We start from the raw sequence: 21,456 nt of genomic DNA on the forward strand, positions 1-21,456 counted from the left end.
ACGCGCCCGGGCTGCCCGCGCTGGCCGAGGCGCGGCTGGTGTTCGCGGCCACCGACGATGCGTCGGTGAACGCGCAGGTGTGCGCCGAGGCCGAGGCGCTCGGCAAGTTCGCGAACGCGGCCGACGACGGGGCCGGCGGCGGTTTTCTCGTCCCGGCCGCGGTCCGGCGGGGACGGTTGACGCTTGCGGTGTCCACCGCAGGCGCAAGCCCGGGCTTAGCCGCGGCGCTGCGCCGCAGGCTGGAGGAAGCGTTCGGCGAAGAGTACGCGCCGTACCTAGAGCTGCTCCACGAGCTGCGCGGCATCGTCCAGCAGGCCGTCCCCGAAACGGGCGGACGGCAGGAGCTGTTCCGCGGCATGCTGGAGTGGGAGCTGCTGCCGCTGCTTCGAAACGGCAGGGCGGATCAAGCGGAGCTGCGCGCCAAGCTGGCGCGCCGGGTGCTGCAAGACCCGACGCCGGCAGGCATCGAAGCGATCGGCGCCTGGCTGCGTGTATATGCGCGGCAAATGGGACATGAATGAGTACAGCGTTACATAGCGATAGCGAATACAGCACTTCCGACTTTGCAGGGAGAAGATAAGGGGTTGACTTCACGCATGCGCACCATCGTAGTAGGCACCAGACAAAGCGCGCTTGCTTTGACGCAAACCGGTCAGGTGATCGATCACCTGCGCGAGCTTTGCAAGCGTAACGGCATCGAAGCCGAGTTCGAGCTGAAAAAAATCGTCACCAAGGGCGACCGGATTCTGGACGTCACGCTTTCAAAGGTCGGCGGCAAAGGCTTGTTCGTGAAAGAAATCGAGCAGGCGCTGCTCGACGGCGAAATAGATCTCGCGGTACACAGCATGAAGGATATGCCCTTCGAGCTGCCCGAGGGACTAGTGGTCGGCGCCGTTCCGCTGCGGGAAGACCCGCGCGACTGCTTGATCACGCGGGACGGCCGCGGGATCGACGATTTGCCTCAGGGCGCCAAGGTCGGGACAAGCAGCCTGCGCCGTGCTTCCCAGCTGCAGCATTACCGCCCCGACTTGCATATTGAGTCGATCCGCGGCAATATCGACTCGCGGCTGCGCAAGCTGGAAACGGAAGGCTTCGATGCCATCCTGCTCGCCGCCGCCGGACTGCACCGAATCGGCTGGCAGGACCGCATCAGCGCCTACCTGCCGCCGGAGCTTTGCCTGCCGGCGGTCGGACAAGGCGCATTATGCATCGAATGCCGCGGCGATAACGAGTTCGTGCTTGACCTGTTATCGAAGTACAAGCACGAGCCGACGGCCGTGGCCGTAGCCGCAGAGCGCAGCTTTCTGGGCCGTCTGAACGGCGGGTGCCAAGTGCCCATCGGCGCTCACGCGCATTTGACGGAAGGAAGCGGCCCGTCGATTGTACTGACCGGTATGGTCGGATCGCCGGACGGCAAGCGGGTGCTGAAAGAGACGATGACCGGAGACGATCCGCAGCAATTGGGTCTGCGACTGGCGGAAGCGCTGATTGCGAAAGGTGCTGCCGAACTGCTTGCATTAGCTGAAGAATAGGGGAGAAGCGGTTGTGAACAAGGGTGTCGTTTATCTTGTCGGTGCCGGACCGGGAGATCCGAAGCTGATTACGCTGAGAGGCTTAGAAGCGATTCAGCGGGCCGACGTAGTTGTCTATGACCGGCTGGCCAGCCCCCGTCTGCTCAAACATATGAAGGCCGGGGCAGAGAAAATTTTTGTCGGCAAATTGCCGGACAAGCATATGATGAAGCAGGAAGAGATCAGCCGCCTGCTCGTCGAGTTGGCGCTGCAAGGAAAAACGGTGACCCGGCTCAAGGGCGGAGATCCGAGCGTATTCGGGCGCGTAGGCGAAGAAGCGGAGCTGCTCGCGGAGCATGGAATCCGCTTCGAGATCGTGCCCGGCATCACGTCCGCGATCGCCGTACCCGCTTATGCAGGCATCCCGGTGACGCACCGCGATTTTACTTCGTCCTTTTCGATCGTAACCGGTCATGAATATAAGAATAAAACCTACTCTAAAGTAAACTGGGATAATTTGGCGCAAGCCTCAGGCACGTTGATCTTTTTGATGGGCGTCGCCAATCTGGAGCAAATCTGCACGGAGCTGATCCGCGGAGGAAAGTCTCCGCAAACGCCGGTCGCCCTGATCCGGTGGGGTACGTGGATGGAGCAGGAGACGCTAGCGGGCACGTTAACCGATATTGCCGAGAAGGTAAGAGCGGCAGGCTTCCAATCTCCGGCCGTCACCATTGTCGGCGAAGTGGTCCAGCTGCGCGAGAAGCTGGCTTGGTTCGAAACCAAGCCGTTGTTCGGCCGGCGTATTCTGGTGACCCGTGCGCGCAGTCAGGCGAGCGAGCTGTCCTCGCAAATCGACGAGCTTGGCGGGGAAGCCGTGGAATTTCCGGTGATCCGCACCAGGCCGCCATCCCGTCCGGAAGCGCAAGCGGCGCGGGACGAGGCGCTCCAACGCCTTTCCACCTTTGATTGGGTCCTGTTTACGAGCGCGAACGGCGTCGAATTTTTTATGGAGCGTCTGCGGGAGCTTCGGCTTGACATTCGGGCATTGGGGAATGCCTGTCTGGCGGCGGTCGGTCCTAAAACCTCGGCTGCCTTGGCGAAGTACGGACTGCTCGCGGAGGTCGTCCCTTCGGAATTCGACGGCGACGCTTTGCTGGAGGCCATTGCCCCCGAGCTGCGTCCGGGGCAAAACGTGCTGCTTGCGACGGCGGATATCGCCAGAGCTTATTTGCCCGAACAAATGCGGGAGCGCGGCTTGAACGTAACCAAAATCGATATCTACGAAACGGTGCTGGATACCGAGGGCGGCTCCGAGATCGTCGAGCTGCTGAAGCAGAACATGCTGCACATCGTTACTTTTACCAGCTCCTCAACGGTTACGAATCTGCTGCGCGCTCTGCAGGAGCTTGGCGAGACGGAACCGCTCAAGCTGCTGCAGGGGTGCAAAATCGCTTGCATCGGTCCGAGAACGGCGGCTACCGCGCAGGAAGCGGGACTTAAAGTCGATTATTTGGCCAAGGAAGCGACCGTTGCTTCCCTGGTTCGGTGCTTATACGAGAAGGAGGAGTAAACCATGAGTTTTCCACTTGTACGAAACCGGCGTTTGCGCAGCTCGGCTGCTCTTCGGAATTTGGTTCGGGAGCATACGGTTACGCTGAACGACCTGCTTTATCCGATTTTTGTGACGCACGGAGCGAATATTAAGGAAGAAATCAGCTCGATGCCGGGCGTCTACCATTTCTCCCTCGACCGGCTTGAAGAGGAAATCCGCGAAATCGTCGAGTTGGGCATACCGGCCATTGTGCTCTTCGGCGTTCCGCACGAGAAGGACGCGCATGCCAGCTCGGCCTACGATCCGAACGGCGTTGTGCAGCAAGCGTCGCGTTTAATCAAAACATGGGCTCCGGAGCTGCTCATTGTTGCCGATACCTGCTTATGCCAGTTTACGGACCACGGCCACTGCGGCGTCGTTCATTACGACGAGGCGAAAGGCAGCGCCGAGGTGCTGAACGATGCGTCGCTTGAGCTGCTGGTCAAAACGGCGGTTTCACAGGCCGAAGCCGGCGCCGACATTATCGCGCCGTCGAACATGATGGACGGCTTCGTCTACGCGATTCGTCAAGGGCTCGATGAAGCCGGCTACGAGCAGGTGCCGATCATGTCGTATTCCGTGAAGTATGCGTCGTCTTTCTACGGTCCGTTCCGCGAAGCGGCACATTCCACGCCGCAGTTCGGCGACCGCAAAACGTACCAAATGGACCCGGCCAACGTGCGGGAAGCGCTGCGCGAAGCGCAATCCGACGTCGCCGAAGGCGCAGACATGCTGATGGTCAAGCCGGCTCTCGCGTATATGGACGTCATCCGGGCGCTCCGCGAAAACTTCAACCTGCCGCTCGTGGCGTATAATGTCAGCGGGGAATATTCCTTGGTTAAGGCTGCCGCCCTGCAGGGCTGGGTTGACGAGAAGTCGATCGTTCTGGAGACGATGACCGGATTTAAGCGGGCTGGCGCCGACATGATCATTACTTATTTTGCGAAAGATATCGCTCGTTGGCTTCGGAACTAGCTGCCGCCACGATACGCGATTAGGATGAAGACCGTTCCGCTATCCGGCATTTCTCCCGGAGCGGAGCGGTCTTTTGCATCGCGGCACTGTCAAACTTTTGTCGGAAACTGTAGCCTGACACACGTTGTTACCTCGTTTCAAATAGGGCATAATGGGAAGTAGACTATGGGAGTTTACGGAAAAGAGGATGCACCAATGAGTTATAACGATACGTTAATTCGCGCTTGTCGCAAAGAGCCTGTCGAAACGCTGCCCGTATGGTACATGCGTCAAGCCGGCCGTTACGATCCCGAATACCGGAAAATTAAAGCGAAATACAGCTTGCTGGAAATTTGCAAGCAGCCGGAGCTGGCGGCCGAGGTCACGTTGATGCCGGTCAAAAAGCTGGGTGTGGATGCGGCGATTTTATATTCGGATATTATGAATCCGGTCGCTTCCATCGGCATCGACTTTGACATCGTTAAAAATATCGGGCCCGTCATTGACAACCCGATCCGCACGGCGGCGGACGTGAACAAGCTGAAGCCGATTCAGGTGGAGCAGGATTTACCGCATATTTTGCGGACGATCGAGATTTTGGCGGCCGAGCTGAAGGTGCCGCTGATTACGTTCGCCGGCGCGCCGTTTACGATCGCAAGCTACCTGATCGAAGGCAAGCCGTCCAAAAGCTACATCCGCACGAAAGGCTTAATGTACGGAGAGCCTGAGGTATGGTTCAAACTAATGGATAAGCTTGGCGATATGGTGATCGCTTATCTGAAAGCGCAAATCGCTTCCGGGGCCAAAGCGGTGCAGCTTTTCGACAGCTGGGTCGGCGCGTTGTCCCCCGTTGATTTCAAAACGTATGTGCTGCCGACGATCCGCCGTATCTTTGCGGAGCTGAAGCATTTGGAGCAGCCGAAAATTTATTTCCCGGGCGTCAGCTCCGGCGAATTGCTCCCTTATCTGCAAGGCATCGACGCCGATGTCATCGGTCTCGATTGGCGTGTTCCGATCTCGGAGGGCCGCAGAAGAGTAGGCTCGTTCTATGCGGTGCAGGGCAATCTCGATCCGTACGTATTGACCGCTCCGATGTCCGTCATTCAGGCGCAAGCCAAGGCGATTATCGACGAGGGCATCCGGGAACCGGGCTATATTTTCAATCTGGGTCACGGACTGTTCCCGGAAGCGTCGCTGGAGAAGCTGAAAGAATTGACGGATTTCATTCACGACTATTCTCGTCAAGCTCTGAAAGCGCAAGGCTGGACGAAACAGGAAAGCGGTGTATAGCATGAGCGTTACGCAGCAAAAACGGATCGGTGTTCTGGTGATGTCTTACGGAACGCCGGAAAGTCTTGATCAAGTGGAAGCTTATTATACGCATATTCGTCGCGGGAATCCTCCGACCCCGGAGCAGCTCAAGGATTTGACGGATCGTTACGAAGCGATTGTGGGGGGCTTTTTCCCTCTTCGGGAAAATACGGATAAGCAGGTGCAGGCGCTGGAAGCCCGGCTGAACGAGAAATACCCGGATACGACGTTCGTATGCTATCAAGGATTGAAGCACGCGTCTCCGTTCATTGAGGACGGTGTGGAGCGGATGGTGCAGGATGGCATCACGGAAGCCGTCGGCGTCGTACTCGCGCCGCATTATTCGGTCATGAGCGTGGGCGGCTACATCAAGCGCGCGCAAGAGAAGGCGGATTCGCTGGGGCTTTCGATGCGTTTTGTGAAGAGCTATCACCTTCACCCGGCGCTGATCGAAGCGCTTGTACAGCGGGTGGAGGAAGGCTTGAACCGGTTCGAAGGCGTGGCCAAGGACGAGGTTAAAGTGATTTTTACGGCGCACAGCCTGCCCGAGAAAATCCTTGAAATGAAAGACCCGTATCCCGATCAACTGCTCGAAACGTCCAAAGCGATCGCGGAGAGATGCGGCATCACCCATTGGCAGTTCGGATGGCAGAGCGCCGGGCAGACCGGCGTGCCTTGGCTGGGCCCCGATATTCTTGACGTCCTGCACACCGTGAAGAAAGAAAAGCAAGCGGAGCATGTGCTGATTTGTCCGATCGGTTTTGTATCCGATCATCTGGAAGTGCTGTACGATCTCGATATTGAAGCGCAGAAAACGGCACGGGAGCTCGGACTGCGGCTGGAACGCACCCGCTCGCTTAATACCGATCCGCTGTATATGGAAACGCTGAGCGACGTCGTCTATGCGCAGACCGAGAGGGATTGATACGATGGAGGAGAACCGAAGTCCGAAGCATGTGGTGATTATTGGCGGCGGGATCACGGGCTTGAGCGCCGCTTTTTATTTAAAGCAAAGCATGGGGCCGTCCGCTGCCCCCTTGAAAATTACCATCATGGAAAAGAGCGATTCGTTTGGCGGCAAAATCCAAACGCTGAAGCGCGACGGGTTCGTCATTGAGAAGGGGCCGGATTCGTTTCTGGCCCGCAAGCTTCCGATGGTCGAGCTGACCCGCGAATTGGGCTTGGAGGATCAATTGACCGGCATGAACCCGGACTCCCGGAAAACGTATATTTTGTCCGGCGGCAAGCTGCACCGGATGCCTCCCGGCCTGATGCTCGGCATACCGACCCAAATGGGACCGTTCATGCGTACGGGTCTGTTGTCATTTTCAGGCAAGCTCAGGGCGGCAATGGACTTGGTGTTGCCCAAACGGACGTCGCCCGAGGACGAATCGCTGGGGCATTTCCTGGAGCGCCGGCTGGGTGCGGAAGTGCTCGGTCAGATCGCCGAGCCGCTGCTCGCGGGCATTTATGCCGGCAATACGTACAATTTGAGCTTGCGGGCGACCTTCCCGCAGTTTCATGCGATTGAACAGAAGCATCGCAGCTTGATCCTCGGCATGATGAAGAACCGCAAGTCAGGCGGCGAAGAAAGCCGTACGCTCCCCGAGGTGGCGCGCAATACGATGTTTCTTTCCTATAAGGAAGGGCTTGAAACGATCGTCCATGGGTTAATCGATGCGCTTGACGACGTGAGGTTCGTCAAGCAGTGCGGAGTGGCCCGGATCGAGCAGGCCGACGGCGGATACCGCGTAATTCGCGAGGACGATATAGTGGAAGAAGCCGACGGGGTTATCGTGGCGCTGCCGGCTCACGGCATCTCCAAGCTGCTCGCCTCGTCCGTCCCGGAGGTTAAGGAGCTGGACCGGATCGAGTACGTGTCGGTCGCCAACGTGATTCTCGCTTTTGACGAGAAAGAGCTTGGGCGCGAGCTCGACGGTTCAGGCTTCCTCGTCCCGAGACGGGAAGGACGGTTCATTACCGCGTGTACGTGGACGTCCAAAAAGTGGCTGCACACCGCGCCGAGCGGCAAAGTGCTGATGCGCTGTTATATCGGACGTTCCGGCGACGAGCGTTGGCAGCACATGTCGGAGGACGAGATCATCCGCGCAGTACGGCACGATTTGAAGGAAGTTATGGGGATTACGGCAGAGCCTTTGTTTACGGAAATGACGAAGCTGATGCATTCCATGCCTCAATATCCGGTAGGGCATCTGGACCTTGTTCGCGGGGTTCGGCAGAGCCTGGCGGACAAAATGCCAGGTGTGCTGGTCACCGGAGGCGCGTTTCATGGCGTCGGACTGCCAGACTGCATTCGTCAAGGCAAGGAAGCGGCCAAGGAATTGTTGGAGCGGCTGCAGTGATCCTCAAAATAGGTAAGGAGTGGAATGGATGAACGATCAGCGAAAACGTTCCGATGCGCGTTCGGCGCGGGCGTTTGAGGAAGCGAAGCAAGTCATTCCGGGCGGAGTCAACAGTCCGGTTCGCGCGTTTAAATCGGTTGGATTGACTCCTTTGTATATGCATAAAGGGAGCGGCTCGCATGTCTTCGATATCGACGGCAATGAATTCATCGATTATATCGGTTCATGGGGCCCGCTCATTATGGGACATGCCCACCCGGAGGTCGTAGAAGCGATAAAACGGACGGCGGAGCTCGGTACGAGCTTCGGCGCGCCGACCGAGCTGGAAACCGAGATGGCAAAGCTGGTCATCGAGAGAATACCTTCCATCGAGCTCGTGCGGATGGTCAGCTCCGGAACGGAAGCGACGATGAGCGCTCTCCGACTTGCCCGCGGTTATACGGGAAGAAGTAAAATTCTGAAGTTCGAAGGATGCTACCACGGTCATGCGGACTCGCTGCTGATCAAAGCGGGTTCCGGGGTTGCCACCCTTGGCTTGCCGGATAGCCCTGGCGTACCCGAAAGCGTAGCGGTCAACACCATTACGGTGCCGTACAACGATCTGGATTCGGTACGTATGGCTTTCGAGCATTTCGGCGAAGACATTGCCGCCGTTATTGTGGAGCCGGTCGCCGGGAATATGGGCGTCGTGCTGCCGCTTCCCGGCTTCTTGGAAGGATTGCGGGAGATCACGGCTTCCTACGGCAGTCTGCTGATTTTTGACGAAGTGATGACGGGCTTCCGCGTAGGCTTGAACAGTGCGCAAGGACGGTTTGGCATTACGCCGGATCTTACCTGTCTGGGCAAAGTGATCGGCGGGGGTCTGCCGGTTGGGGCATACGGAGGCAAACGGGAGATCATGGAACGAATTGCCCCGTCAGGTCCGATTTATCAGGCAGGCACTTTATCCGGGAACCCGTTAGCGATGGCCGCGGGGTATGCGACGCTTAAGCTGCTGGGAGCACCCGGCGTTTATGAGGAGCTGGAACGCAAGTCCGCCCGCCTGGAAGCGGGATTTCTCCAAAATGCCCGCGAGCTGGGTGTCCCGATGACGATCAACCGGATCGCCTCCATGGTCTGCCCGTTCTTTACCGACCAACAGGTGACCAATTACGAAACGGCCAAACAATCGGATTTGAATAAATTCAACCGGTATTTTGGATTGCTGCTCGACTATGGCGTCAGCATTCCCCCTTCCCAATTCGAAGGCATGTTCGTCTCGGCCGCGCACTCCGACGACGATATCGAGGCGACGATCGAGGCACATTACCAAGCGCTCAAGCAGTTATAATGTACAAAAGGACGGCACGCCCACTCCCGAAGGAGAGGAACGTGCCGTCCTTTTGTTAATGCTGCTGCACATTTATGTAACCATCATGGTGTTTTGGCCGGCGGTGCCGTTGTTCCCGCAGCCGATTGGCTGGGCGTCTGCGTTTGATTTTGCTGGGTTGTTGGCGTCTGCGTTGGAGCCGGTGCAGTCGTATCAGCCGATTTGTCGGTCGTCTTGGCCGGCGCGCCGCTTCCGGTTCCCGGAGCCGAGGTTCCGGCAGGGGAGTTCGGGACGGTTCCCGTAGAACCGTTCCCGCTTCCTCCTGCCGCACCGCTGCCTTGCGTAGAACCGGAACCGGTAGATCCGCTGCCGGTTCCGCTTTGGCCGGAAGTGCCGCCGTTCGGCGTGACCGACCCGCTACCCGTGCCCGTCGGCGGCGGCGTATTGCCCTGTCCGCCGGAAGGCTTGCCGGGATCTGCCGTTCCCGTACCGTTGCTTCCGGTACCGGAAGCCGGAGGCTTCTCGGTGCCCGGGTCTTTGGCTGCATTGCCGCCGGATTTCGCGCTCTCGCCTTTTCCGGTACCCGTCTTGCCCGTTTCGTTCGTTTCCGGTTTATTTGCGGCCGGCTTGTTTGATTCCGGTTTTGTATCGGTTTTCGTCTTTGTCTTATCCGTATCCGTCTTTGCAGGCGGTGTTGGATTCTGCTGCTGCTTGGCCCGCTTTTCGGCCTGCTCGCGCAGGAAGTCGGGGTGGTCGTAAGAACCGCCCGCATCGATTTTGTCGATGCCGTCCCAGACGCGGTCCGCTTTAACCGATGTCGGATCGTCGTAAACCAGGAACGCGTTAGGCAGTCTGCGCTCGCCGTAACGGCTTGATGGCTTGGTAAGAAGCTCCCCGTCGACTACGAGCTCGGACGAAGCGCCTCCGTCCAGGTTGCCTGCATTGATGCAGCCTTCTTCCAGCAGAAGATCCTGTACTTCCTTGAGCGTAGCTCCTACGCTGTGCGCCTGCCGTCCGTCGATGACGATGAATATGACGGTGCCGTCCGCTTTTTGTCCGACAGCCGTTCGCGGCCCGCGGCCCCAGCCGCCGTCGCCGCTTGTGATCAGCGGCTTGCCGTTGGCGATCAGACGAGGATGGAATGAGACGGCTTCCGAGATGCCCATATCGCGAAGCTCGAAAATGTTGTATTTTCCGACGACGAGTATCCCTTCCTTCGTAAAGCCGACGATATGCTGCGCAATGCTGCCGTCCTGATCCGTATAAATGACCTCGCCGCCGGAGATAATGGCGCCGAACGCCGCAAATCCGTTCCCGAGACCTTCCGGATCGTCGAAACCGCCGCCATTGACGCCGGCCACGGCCCCTGTCCGCTTTACCATCGCGGTGATTCTTTCGCCTTCCCCGGACTTGGGCGGCGTCATGACACGGATCGTCTTTGGATCGAACACGTACATTTTCTTGCCCTGCCAAAATTTCCCCGATATATCTTCAACTTTAATCAGCTCATCGATCGAACGGGCTTTGGCCTGACGATTGCGAATTTTGATCAAGCTGCTGTCCTGCTTTTCCCGTGCGGCTTCCTCGTTGAAGTCCTGCAATCGCTTGACCATCAAATCCCGCTGCTCCGCGCCGACGAAAATCCATGCCCAGCTCCGGTGCTGCGTCGTAATGACCGTTTCCGCGAGCCATTGCCTGATCTTGCCTCCCGGCGAGGTCAGAAATAAAAAGCTGGACGTTAAAAAAGTCAGCACCGTGAAATAAAACAGTGCCTTTTTCCAACTACTCCATTGTCGTATCGTTCGCAGAGTACTGCTCAATGTTTTAACCTCTCCCATGCATGAATTAAAGCATTCGTGTCGATTTTTTTTGCTTTTTTCCTATGCTATTCTATCATAGAAAAAGAAGATTTAACAACTTTCGCTAGACTGTAAGATCCGGCTGAACTGCCATTGTACCGCTTTGCGTTCGCCGGGAAGGATTTGGTAGAATGGCCATAAGCCATTCATTGGAGGAAGCGTTATGTTAAATCGGTACAGCCTATTCGGTACCACGCTCGAATTGATCGTTGTGGCGGGCGTGTTTTTCATTTTGTTTGCAGGAATCGTCCTGGCGGCTTGGCTGCAATGGGGACGCCAGAAAAAACGGGCGGCATCCGAAGCGGGCCAGCCCAAGAGGCGGCTGTCATGACCGCATGGCGCCGCAAAGGCCAATGGCTGGAATGGACGGCGAGCGCCGAGCCTGCGAGTTTAGAGGAAGTGAAGGCATTTCTCCCGGATGCGATCGACGAGCGGACGCTGAGGAAGCTCCGGAGCGCCTCGGGCATTGAAATCCAGGGACGCCGCATTTTGCTGCGGCTGTTCCCCGAGGAGTCGCTGCAATATATGCCGGAATGGACGGGGATAGAAGTATTGTTCGAAGACGATTTTTGCCTCGTGGCGGATAAGCCGGCCGGGATGAAGGTGCATCCGACCGGGGAGTCGGAGGGCGGAACGCTGCTCCATGCGGTCGGCTGGCATCTGGAGTCGACGGGACAGTCGTGCCGGCCCCGGCACATTCACCGGCTGGACGAAGATACGACCGGTCCGGTGCTGATCGCCAAGTGTCCATGGGCGCAGGTCCGATTGGACGAAGCGATGCGGGAGAAAAAGGTGGAGCGTACCTATGTAGCCCTGGTGCACGGGCGTCTCTCTCCGGACCGCGGACGTGTGGATGCGCCCATCGGCAGGGACCGGCATCACGCGACGCGTCGGCGCGTTTCTCCCGGGGGTGAGCGGGCCGTTACCCGTTACGAGGTCGTGGAGTCTTACCGTTCCGCTACGCTTGTACGGCTCCGGCTTGAAACCGGACGAACGCATCAAATCCGCGTTCATCTAAGCCATCTGGGTCATCCGCTGATCGGCGATACGCTATATGGCGGACGGAGCGAGGGCATCGAGAGACAGGCGCTGCACGGCGAGCGGCTGACGTTTCCCCATCCGTGGAGCGGCGAAAGCATCGAAGTGCTGTCCCCATGGCCCCCGGATTTTGCTGCGCTGAATGAGCGGTTGAAAAAATAGTAGTCATGCTCCTTCCCCTGAAGCCATATAAATTGTAGAGACGAAGGCATAGGGCCATCTTTCTTTTTATGGCTATATCAGAATTTCGAACTCGCCGGAGCCGATGCGGGATTCTGTGGAAAAGGCAGGAATTACGGAGGGAGGATTTACATTGACGACGCAGCATAACGGATTACGCTTCGACATTTACGAGCGCGTGCATTTGTCCGAAGGGGCGATCGGCATTCAAGACTTGGAGGGAGTGGAGCTTGTTCCCCATATTCAGGTGATTCCGCAAGGGGACCAAGCCCTGCTCCGCGGCAATCTGTTTTTGACCGGGACCTTTGTCGACGAGTTGGGCCGCAGTGATCAGACGTTGGAGCATCTGATACCGGTGGAGATTACGCTGCCGATGAACCGGGTTCAACGGATGGAGGATATCGCAGTAGAAATCGAAAATTTTGACGTCGATCTGCTGTCGTCCCGCAGCTTGAACATTACGGGAGTGCTGTCGCTCGCCGGTCTGGAGCTTGTGTCGGATGGGGATACGGAGGCTTGGCGGGAAACGGAAAACGAAGTGGTGTTCGTTCACGAAGCCCGCGACCCGCATAAGGTCACGCCTGCGGAAGCGTCGGATGAGGCGTTCGGGGACGTTTCCAGCTTCTTCGATTCGTCGGACCAAGCCTCGGCTGAAACGGAATCTTGGGAGCTGCGAAGCGAGAAGGTGGAGCCTACGAGCAAGTGGCCGACGGGCCAGCAGGCGCAGAGCGTCTCGCAGCCAGCGCCGAACGTGTTTCAGGCGGCCCAGCAGAATATACCGCAGCCAGCGCCGAATGTGTTTCAGGCGGCCCAGCAGAACGAACCGCAGCCAGCGCCGAACGTGTTTCAGGCGGCCCAGCAGAATGTACCGCAGCCAGCGTCGAACGTGTTTCAGGCGGCCCAGCAGAACGTGCCGCAGCCAGCGCCGAATGTGTTTCAGGCGGCCCAGCAGAACGTCCCGCAGCCAGCGCCGAATGTAAATCCGGCTCCGCTGCCCGTCCAAGAGACGGGGAAAGGTCCGGAGACATTAAAGCCGCAGGAAGCGCAAAAAACGCAGGAAGCCCCAACCGCCCAAGCCTTCGGCGATCTTAACCCGACCGTGGCGCCCGATAAAGATCTGAAGGTCGGTGTCGGCAGCAAAAAAACGCCCGAGCCGCCTACGGCGCCCGCACCGCTTTACAAATCGTTCGGGCTGTCCAACTTGTTTAGTCCCGGCTCTTCCAAAAAGGAAAAGCGCGATCCGGAAGAAACGTTTGGGGAAGAAGCGGAGTCCGTGGCGGAGAAGGTGGAATGGAAAAACCTGCTGCTCACTTCCAAAGACGAAGAGCAGGGATTCAAAAGGCTACGGCTGTGCATCGTGCAAAAGGAAGAGACGCTGGAGTCCATCGCCAAGCGCTACGATCTGAACCCTCGCGAAATCGCTCTGTATAACCGCCTCGGCGATAATGAAGTCTCCGAAGGGCAAATCGTGTATATTCCGAAATGAAGCCGTTTTTACAAAAATTCCCTCGGTCAAGCCAAAACAGGCTTGGACGGGGGTTTTTTTGGTTATACTTGTATTGACTCTGTCCTGACTATTGTTTATCATAGTACGCATAGATGCAAGCAAAAACGCGGAAAGGGAATAGTAGACAGCGAACCCTTCAGAGAGCGGAGCCGGCAAGAGCTGGAAGGTTCCGCAGGATGTACCTGTCGAAGTCGCCCCGGAGTTGTCGAATTGAAAGCGGAAGCTCTAGATTCGGCCGGTTACAGCCGTTATCTGTTCAAGTGCCGCACGGATGAAGGGAAGCCTCCAGCTTCTCGGAGCACGGGCGGAATAAAGGTGGTACCACGGAAGCGAGAGCCTTTCGTCCTTTGCGGCGGAAGGCTTTTATTTGTTTGTCGCCATTTCTCCGGCATAGAAATATCTGATATTTCTCCGATGGTACTGTAAAGCGAACAACCCATAACAAACCCAATTATGCACACTTGGAGGTTGCAGTGATGGAAGAAACCAAACAAACGGCGCCGGAAACGGCCATGCCGACAACCTACGATCCGAAGGAAGCCGAGAAAAAGTGGTACGACTACTGGCTCAAGGGTCAATATTTTAAAGCGGGGCAGCGTCAGGATGCGGAGCCGTATACCATGGTTATTCCGCCACCGAACGTTACCGGTATGCTGCATATCGGGCATGCTCTGGATTTTACGCTGCAGGATATTATGGCGCGAACCAAGCGGATGCAGGGTTACGACACCCTGTGGCTGCCAGGCTCCGACCATGCGGGCATTGCGACCCAAACGAAGGTGGAGCAGAAGCTCCGCGAGGAAGGGCTAACGCGGTACGACCTCGGCCGTGAGAAATTTCTGGAAAAGGTATGGGAATGGAAGGAGCATTACGCCGGAACGATCCGTGAGCAGTGGGCTAAAATGGGCTTCTCGCTCGATTATTCCCGCGAACGGTTCACGCTGGACGAAGGGCTGTCCAAGGCGGTGCGCGATGTATTCGTCCGCTTATACGAAAAAGGACTGATTTACCGCGGCAAATATATTATCAACTGGGACCCGGCCGCCCGTACCGCGCTTTCCGACATCGAAGTGGAATACAAAGAGGTGCAGGGCGCGCTGTATCATTTGAAATATCCGGTGAAGGACAGCGATGAATTCATCGTCGTGGCAACCACCCGTCCGGAAACGATGCTCGGAGATACGGCCGTGGCGGTGCATCCGGAGGATGAGCGCTACAAGCACCTGATCGGCAAAACGCTTGTGCTTCCGATTATCGGCCGCGAAATTCCGATCGTCGGCGACGAATATGTCGAGAAGGACTTCGGCAGCGGCGCGGTGAAAATTACCCCGGCGCACGACCCGAACGACTTCGAGGTAGGCCGACGCCATGATCTTCCGCAAGTGCTTGTGATGGACGAATCCGGCAAAATGAACGAAAATGCCGGCAAGTATCAAGGCTTGGACCGCTTCGACTGCCGCAAGCAGATTGTGGCCGACATGAAGGAGCTGGGCGTGCTGATCAAAATCGAGGATCACGTGCATCAGGTCGGCCACAGCGAGCGCAGCGGCGCCGTCGTGGAGCCTTACTTGTCCACGCAGTGGTTCGTAAAAATGAAGCCGCTGGCCGAGCGCGCGATTGAAGCGCAGAAGTCGGGCCAAGGCGCGAACTTCGTACCGGACCGCTTCGAAAAAATTTATTTGCATTGGATCGAAAACATTCGCGACTGGTGCATTTCCCGTCAGCTGTGGTGGGGACACCGCATCCCGGCCTGGTACTGCGGCGATTGCGGCGAAATGACCGTCTCTCGCGAGGACGCTTCCGTTTGCCCGCATTGCGGCGGCACGCATCTGACCCAGGACAACGATGTGCTGGACACCTGGTTCAGCTCCGCGCTGTGGCCTTTCTCTACGCTCGGCTGGCCGGAGCAGACGGAAGATCTGAAGCGTTATTACCCGACCGATCTGCTCGTGACGGGCTACGATATTATTTATTTCTGGGTGGCGCGGATGATTTTCAGCGGGCTCGAATACACGGGGCAGATTCCGTTCAAAGACGTGCTGATTCACGGGCTCGTTCGCGACGCGGAAGGACGCAAAATGTCCAAGTCGCTCGGCAACGGCGTCGATCCGCTTGAGGTGATCGAGAAGTACGGCGCAGATGCCATGCGCTTTATGATTTCCACCGGCTCCACGCCGGGACAGGATCTCCGCTTCCGCTGGGAGAAGGTCGAGCAGGCGCGCAACTTTGCCAATAAAATTTGGAACGCTTCGCGCTTCGTCCTGATGAACCTGGGCGATTTCCAAGCATCGGATATCGATTTGAGCGGCGAGCTCGGTACGGCCGACCGCTGGATTTTGCACCGCCTGAACGAAACCGTCCGCGAAGTCACCCGACTGATCGATGCGTACGAATTCGGCGAAACCGGCCGTCTGTTGTACAACTTCATTTGGGACGATCTGTGCGACTGGTATATCGAATTCAGCAAGCTGTCCTTGTACGGCACCGACGAAACGGCGAAGAAAACGGCAAAATCCGTTCTGGCCTACGTTCTGGACCGTACCCAGCGCTTAATTCATCCGTTCATGCCGTTTATCAGCGAGGAAATTTGGCAGCATCTGCCTCATGAAGGCGAGACGATCACGCTGGCGGCCTGGCCGACCTTCGAGGCGCGCTTTGAAGCGGCGGATGCGGTGCGCGAGATGGAGCTGCTGATGGACATTATCCGGACGGTGCGCAATATTCGGGCGGAAGTGAACGTGCCGATGAGCAAAAAGGTCGAGCTGCTCGTGAAGCCGGCGGGCGAAGAAGCGCTGGCTATTCTGAAGCGCAATGAAGAATACGTGCGGCGTTTCTGCAATACATCAGCGCTTTCCATCGAGCTTGGTCTCGCAACGCCTGAAAAAGCGATGACAGGCATCGTAACCGGGGCAGAGCTGTTCTTGCCGCTTGCGGGGCTGATCGACATTGCCCAGGAAATAGCGCGTCTGGAAAAAGAGCTTGCCACGCTGCACGGCGAAGTGGACCGGATCGAGAAAAAGCTGGCCAACCAAGGCTTCGTTGCCAAAGCGCCGGCCAAAGTCATCGACGAGGAGAAAGCCAAGCTCGCCGATTATGCGGACAAACGGGATAAAGTGTCGGCCCGGCTGGCCGAACTGAGAGGATGAGCCATCATGAGCGAAGCACAGCTAAGCGTTAACGAAGGGCCGTTTCGGACGGCCCGGGAAGCGATCGACTGGGTTGTCCGGTTTATTCCTCTGGCGGGAATTAAACCGGGGCTGGAACGGATGGAGCGGCTTATGGAGCTGCTCGACCATCCTCACCGGCGTCTCAAGTTTATTCATGTCGCGGGTACGAACGGCAAGGGATCGGTTTGCGCCTATTTGACCGAAGTGATCCGCGGATGCGGCTACGACGTCGGGACGTTTACCTCGCCTTACATTGAAAGCTACAACGAGCGCATCCGTCTTAACGGGGTCAATATCGCGGACGAAGACCTGCTGAAGGTGATCAATAAAATCAAGCCGCTCGTCGATCAGGTTGCGCAGGAGTTTGGTCAGCCATCGATGTTCGAGATTTCGACCGTGATCGCGATCGAATATTTTGCCCGCACCGCTTATCCCGACTTCGTCGTCTGGGAAACGGGGCTCGGCGGACGGTTGGATTCGACGAATATCGTGACGCCGCTTGTCTCCGTCATTACGAACATCGGTCATGACCATATGGATTTTCTCGGCGATACGCTGGAGAAAATCGCGGCCGAGAAAGCGGGCATTATCAAAGCCGGCGTTCCGGTCGTAAGCGCCGTGGAGCAACCGGAGGTCGTCCGGATCGTCGAGGAAACGGCAAAAGCCAAGAACAGCACGCTTTATTTGCTAGGCCGGGAATTCCGTTACGAAACGATCTCGGTTAAGGAAAACGAGCAGACGTTTCGGTTTAGCGGCACGTTCCGGGACATTCCGGACGTCGCCATCTCCATGAACGGTCCGCATCAGTTGAAAAACGCGGCGGTAGCGCTAATGACGCTCGAGGTGCTGCGGCAATATTATGCGCTGATCGTGGAAGACGAGGATTTGCTTCGTGCCATGAAAGCGGCGCAGTGGCCCGGGCGCCTGGAGATGGTATCGCAGGAGCCGCGCATTTTGATCGACGGCGCGCACAACCCCGAGGGGGCCGAGTCGCTTGCCGCGGCGCTGAAGGAAACCTATTCGTACAATAGGCTCCATTTTATGATGGGAATGCTGACGAACAAGAATCATACGGGCTATTTGAGGCATATACTACCAATAGTGGATACGCTTATCCTAACCGAGCCGAATTGGCTGAAAAAGGCCGCTGCCGAAGATCTGGCCGGACTGGCCAAATCGCTTCTGGCGGAGTGCGGGAGGCACGACGTGGAAGTGATCGTGGAACCCGATTGGAAGACGGGCCTGGAGCGGCTTAAGCGCCTGACGGCACAGGACGACCTGGCTGTCGTCTCCGGCACGTTATATTTAATAGGGGACGTCCGTTCCTGGATCAAGCATCAATCCGATTCTGAAAAAGGCTGGTGAACGCAGGCGTGAATACATCGGAGCATATCCATTTTATCGGCATCGGCGGGTACGGCATGAGTGCCATTGCCAAGGTGATGCTGGAAATGGGCTACCAAGTTTCGGGATCCGATTTGGCGCAGCAGGAGCTGACGGAGAAGCTTGCGGCCAAAGGGGCGCAAGTGTTCATCGGGCATGAGGCGCAAAATGTGAAAGGCGCGGACGTCGTCGTATATTCCACGGCTTTGGCCAAGGATAATGTCGAAATGGTGGCGGCGGAGGAACTGAACATTCCGATTCTGCACCGTTCGCAAATGCTGGCGAGACTGATGAACGCCAAAAAAGGCATCGCGGTTGCGGGTGCGCACGGAAAGACGACCACGTCGTCGATGATTGCGCTTGTACTGGAGCGATGCGGCCTGGACCCGACCTTCATCATCGGCGGGGAAATCATGAACGTGGGAAGCAACGCCAAGGCGGGTAAAGGCGATTGGGTCGTCGCGGAAGCGGACGAGAGTGACGGTTCGTTTTTGCAGTACCAGCCTGCCATCGCCTTGGTGAATAATATTGAAGCAGATCATTTGGAAAACTACGACGGCAATTTTGAAAATTTGAAAAAAGCCTATGCGCAGTTTTTGAGCCAGGTGAAAGAGGACGGCAAGGCCGTCGTTTGCTTGGACGACCAATACTTGAAAGAAATGATCTCCAGCGTGAACAGCGAGGTCCTCACGTATGCGATTGAAGCGGAAGCGGATTTTACGGCACGGAACATCGTGCTGGGCGACCGTAAAGTATCCTTCGATGTCATGCGCGGCGCCGAGGCGCTCGGAACGATTCATCTGTCCGTACCGGGCAAGCACAACGTCTACAATGCGCTCGCTACGCTGATTACTTGCATGGAAGCGGGGCTGTCCTTCGACCGGATCGCGGAAGCGATTACCGAGTTTCGGGGGGCCAAGCGACGGTTTCAGGTGCTTGGAGAAGTCAACGGTATTCTGGTGATCGATGATTACGCGCACCATCCGACAGAAATCGAAGCGACGATTCAAGCGGCCAAAGCGACCGGCAAACGGATTGTCGCCGTCTTTCAGCCTCAGCGTTACACGCGGACGTACTTTTTGTTCGAGCAGTTCAGCCGCGCGTTTCCAGAGGCGGACGAAGTGATCATTACCGACATCTATTCGCCGGCGGGCGAGAAGCAGATCGAAGGCATCGATTCGGCGAAGCTTGTAGAGCTGATTCGCCAGAACAGCAACGCCAACGTGCGCTACGTCCCGACCAAGGAGCAGGTGCAGACCTATTTGCTGAAGTCGGTGCGCCCCGGCGATTTGGTCATTACGATGGGCGCGGGAGACATATGGAAAGCGGCGGCCGGTCTTGCCGAGGCATTGACGGAACGCTTAGCTTAGCAGTACGAAACGATAAACCTCCGGAAAGCCGTTCTTATTGAGCGGCGAAGCCGGGGGTTTTTTGCATGGAACCGCGCTGCCGCTTACGTTCCGGAAGGGAAGGGGGTAGCGGGCTCAACGTCTCCCTTCGTGAGATGGCTGTCCGCTTTCACGGTTCTATTTGCGGACCGACTCTCATAGTCTAGTAATACGAATATGGGACAAGGGAGAGTTGGCGCAATGAACAAGACCAAGATGACGTTTCGTTTCCACAAGGACGAGCAGCGGCAAATACGGCAGGAGACGGGGAGCGGACCGCAGGTTATCCCCCTTCGCTCGGAAGAATATACCGTCGTGGAGCAGCGGGCTGACGAGACCCGCGAGGAGCCGGACAAGCCGACGGGGGAAAACGGAAAAATAAGAGGACCGCTGTGGACCGGACCCGCGCTTAACGAATACACGACCGATTTCGGCGGTTGGCAGAGCTCCTTTGAGACAGAGACGCACCGTGTAGAACAATTGATTCGCGAATCGGGCGGCGGCCGGTCGTTCGATCCGGAAACGGGTTACGTCGAGCGGCCGGAACTGACCGGCGGCAATGAGCGAACGCATCGGCCTTACGCCCGGGAGGAATCGGCCTATTTCAGGAGAACCCCGGGCAACGGCTCTTGGCTACGAATTGCCGCTTCCGTCGCCGGGGCGGTTGTAACGGGCGTTGCGTTCGGTTTTCTGGTCTTGTCGATGTTTTCGGGCGGGGCGGACACCGGCAAAACAACGTCTCCGGGCCCCACGGCGACAGCCCAGCAAGGCACGAAGGGGGCGGGGGCCGGCGGGACGGCTTCCACAGGAGAGACGGCCGGTAAAACGGGAGACGCTGCGGCCAAGCCCGGCGGTGCGAATTCGGCAGCTCCGGCGAGCAGTTCCGCGATTGGAGTGGCGGTGCAGATCCCGGCGAAATCGTATGCCGTTCTGCAAGGCGGGGTATTCAGCAGCGCGCAGGGAGCGGAGGCCGCGGCAGCGGATTTTCGCAAGAAAGGGCTGGCGGGAGCCGTGGAGGCGGGAGACAAGCACCCGGTCTATGTAGGAATGGCGGGAACCCGGGACGAAGCGTTAGGGTTGTCGCAAGCTTATCAGCAAAAAAACATCGAGGTGATTGTGAAGACACTCGATTTGCCTGCCGTAACGAAAGTCCAATGGAACGGCAAGCAAGCGGATGTGTTTTCCAATTATATCGCGCAAGGGGATAAGCTTGTGAGGCTCATTACAGCGCAAACGACCGTTCATGCTGCAGACGTCAAGCCGGAACCGCTTGACGACAAAGCGCTGCAGTCGATCAAGACGACGCATCAAAGCTGGTCCCAGATGGCTTCTGCCGTCAGCGACGGCCTGGGCGAAGCCGGGAAGAAGGCACTGCCTAAAATGAACAATTCCTTGAATACGGCCGTCGCATCGCTAGAGGAATACAAGAAGAATCCGTCTTCGGCGTTCCTGTGGCAAGCGCAAACGGCTGCGATGCAGTACGTCGTGGCGGAAAAGGAATTGCTTAAAGCGGTTGCGCTTTCTTAACCCGCAAACGGACATCCGGTACGGGGACGCACGAAAAGAGCCGTCCGAACGCGTTTCGGTTCGGACGGCTTTGCCGTTGGGTACTGAGGACTTGCTCACCTGCCGGCTGAGGTCCGGCCGGAAGATGGCGGTTCAGGAGCAGCTTTCTTCGGCGTTTTGGCATCCGCCGTGTACCGGTCCATCAGCGCGGCGGCTTCCGCACGCGTGATGAGCCTTTCCGGCTCGAAGCGCTCCGCCGTCACGCCGTGGATCCAGCCGGCCCGCTTGAGGCCGGCGATCGCCTCCGCGGCCCAGAAGCCGGCCTTCACGTCCCGGAACGGCGGCAGCGCGTCCGGAACCTGCGGCGCCTTCGCCAGCCGCTGAAACAT

Annotated in this window: 17 protein-coding genes and 1 other annotated feature; of the genes, 15 read left to right on the plus strand and 2 right to left on the minus strand. The window is 57.6% G+C overall.

What is annotated here, in order from left to right; translation table 11 throughout:
* Positions 1-20 precede the first annotated feature (20 nt).
* From PEH01S_RS31060 to hemL, 8 genes are all read left to right on the plus strand, one after another.
* Entirely contained in the window at positions 21-521 is a 501-nt protein-coding gene (locus tag PEH01S_RS31060) for a precorrin-2 dehydrogenase/sirohydrochlorin ferrochelatase family protein (protein WP_281281547.1), read from the plus strand.
* A gap of 75 nt (positions 522-596) precedes the next feature.
* The gene (gene hemC, locus PEH01S_RS31065) at positions 597-1,532 is read left to right on the plus strand and encodes a hydroxymethylbilane synthase (RefSeq protein WP_127490078.1); all 936 of its coding nucleotides are present in this window, start codon (positions 597-599) and stop codon (positions 1,530-1,532) included.
* Positions 1,533-1,545: 13 nt separating this feature from the next.
* Complete coding sequence (gene cobA / locus PEH01S_RS31070) at positions 1,546-3,081, plus strand: uroporphyrinogen-III C-methyltransferase (protein ID WP_127490079.1); 1,536 nt, start codon at positions 1,546-1,548, stop codon at positions 3,079-3,081.
* Between the two features lie 3 nt (positions 3,082-3,084).
* Complete coding sequence (hemB, locus tag PEH01S_RS31075; RefSeq protein WP_025849646.1) at positions 3,085-4,077, plus strand: porphobilinogen synthase; 993 nt, start codon at positions 3,085-3,087, stop codon at positions 4,075-4,077.
* A 195-nt stretch (positions 4,078-4,272) separates the two neighbouring features.
* Complete coding sequence (gene hemE / locus PEH01S_RS31080; protein WP_127490080.1) at positions 4,273-5,346, plus strand: uroporphyrinogen decarboxylase; 1,074 nt, start codon at positions 4,273-4,275, stop codon at positions 5,344-5,346.
* Between the two features lies 1 nt (position 5,347).
* Positions 5,348-6,292, plus strand: a complete 945-nt coding sequence (gene hemH / locus PEH01S_RS31085) for a ferrochelatase (protein ID WP_025849644.1) — start codon at positions 5,348-5,350, stop codon at positions 6,290-6,292.
* A gap of 4 nt (positions 6,293-6,296) precedes the next feature.
* On the plus strand, positions 6,297-7,730 hold the full coding sequence (gene hemG, locus PEH01S_RS31090) for a protoporphyrinogen oxidase (protein WP_036713908.1): 1,434 nt from the start codon (positions 6,297-6,299) through the stop codon (positions 7,728-7,730).
* Positions 7,731-7,758: 28 nt separating this feature from the next.
* Complete coding sequence (gene hemL, locus PEH01S_RS31095) at positions 7,759-9,060, plus strand: glutamate-1-semialdehyde 2,1-aminomutase (RefSeq protein ID WP_025849643.1); 1,302 nt, start codon at positions 7,759-7,761, stop codon at positions 9,058-9,060.
* An 83-nt stretch (positions 9,061-9,143) separates the two neighbouring features.
* On the opposite strand, the gene PEH01S_RS31100 is transcribed toward hemL, so the two are convergent.
* Complete coding sequence (locus PEH01S_RS31100; RefSeq protein ID WP_246063115.1) at positions 9,144-10,859, minus strand: phosphodiester glycosidase family protein; 1,716 nt, start codon at positions 10,857-10,859, stop codon at positions 9,144-9,146.
* Between the two features lie 202 nt (positions 10,860-11,061).
* Here PEH01S_RS31100 and PEH01S_RS34885 point away from each other — a divergent pair, with 202 nt between their 5' ends.
* From PEH01S_RS34885 to PEH01S_RS31130, 7 genes are all read left to right on the plus strand, one after another.
* Positions 11,062-11,229, plus strand: coding sequence for a hypothetical protein (locus tag PEH01S_RS34885; RefSeq protein WP_164828101.1), 168 nt, complete (start codon positions 11,062-11,064; stop codon positions 11,227-11,229).
* On the plus strand, positions 11,226-12,098 hold the full coding sequence (locus tag PEH01S_RS31105) for an RluA family pseudouridine synthase (protein ID WP_127490082.1): 873 nt from the start codon (positions 11,226-11,228) through the stop codon (positions 12,096-12,098). Before PEH01S_RS34885 ends, PEH01S_RS31105 begins: the two co-directional genes overlap by 4 nt.
* Positions 12,099-12,249: 151 nt before the next feature.
* Entirely contained in the window at positions 12,250-13,602 is a 1,353-nt protein-coding gene (locus tag PEH01S_RS31110; protein ID WP_127490083.1) for a LysM peptidoglycan-binding domain-containing protein, read from the plus strand.
* Positions 13,603-13,721: 119 nt separating this feature from the next.
* Positions 13,722-13,974, plus strand: a binding site (T-box leader).
* A 125-nt stretch (positions 13,975-14,099) separates the two neighbouring features.
* Positions 14,100-16,769, plus strand: a complete 2,670-nt coding sequence (locus PEH01S_RS31115; RefSeq protein ID WP_127490084.1) for a valine--tRNA ligase — start codon at positions 14,100-14,102, stop codon at positions 16,767-16,769.
* A 6-nt stretch (positions 16,770-16,775) separates the two neighbouring features.
* Positions 16,776-18,155, plus strand: coding sequence for a bifunctional folylpolyglutamate synthase/dihydrofolate synthase (locus PEH01S_RS31120; protein ID WP_127490085.1), 1,380 nt, complete (start codon positions 16,776-16,778; stop codon positions 18,153-18,155).
* Positions 18,156-18,163: 8 nt separating this feature from the next.
* Positions 18,164-19,543 (plus strand): UDP-N-acetylmuramate--L-alanine ligase, encoded by a 1,380-nt coding sequence (gene murC / locus PEH01S_RS31125; protein WP_127490086.1) that lies wholly within the window; start codon positions 18,164-18,166, stop codon positions 19,541-19,543.
* 219 nt (positions 19,544-19,762) lie between these two features.
* Positions 19,763-21,088: a hypothetical protein gene (locus tag PEH01S_RS31130; protein ID WP_127490087.1), complete on the plus strand. Its 1,326-nt coding sequence runs from the start codon at positions 19,763-19,765 to the stop codon at positions 21,086-21,088.
* 95 nt (positions 21,089-21,183) lie between these two features.
* On the opposite strand, the gene PEH01S_RS31135 is transcribed toward PEH01S_RS31130, so the two are convergent.
* On the minus strand, positions 21,184-21,456 hold a 273-nt coding region (locus PEH01S_RS31135; RefSeq protein WP_164828102.1), incomplete at its 5' end, for an S-layer homology domain-containing protein.

This window comes from Paenibacillus ehimensis NBRC 15659 (assembly GCF_004000785.1).
Classification (GTDB): domain Bacteria; phylum Bacillota; class Bacilli; order Paenibacillales; family NBRC-103111; genus Paenibacillus_G; species Paenibacillus_G ehimensis.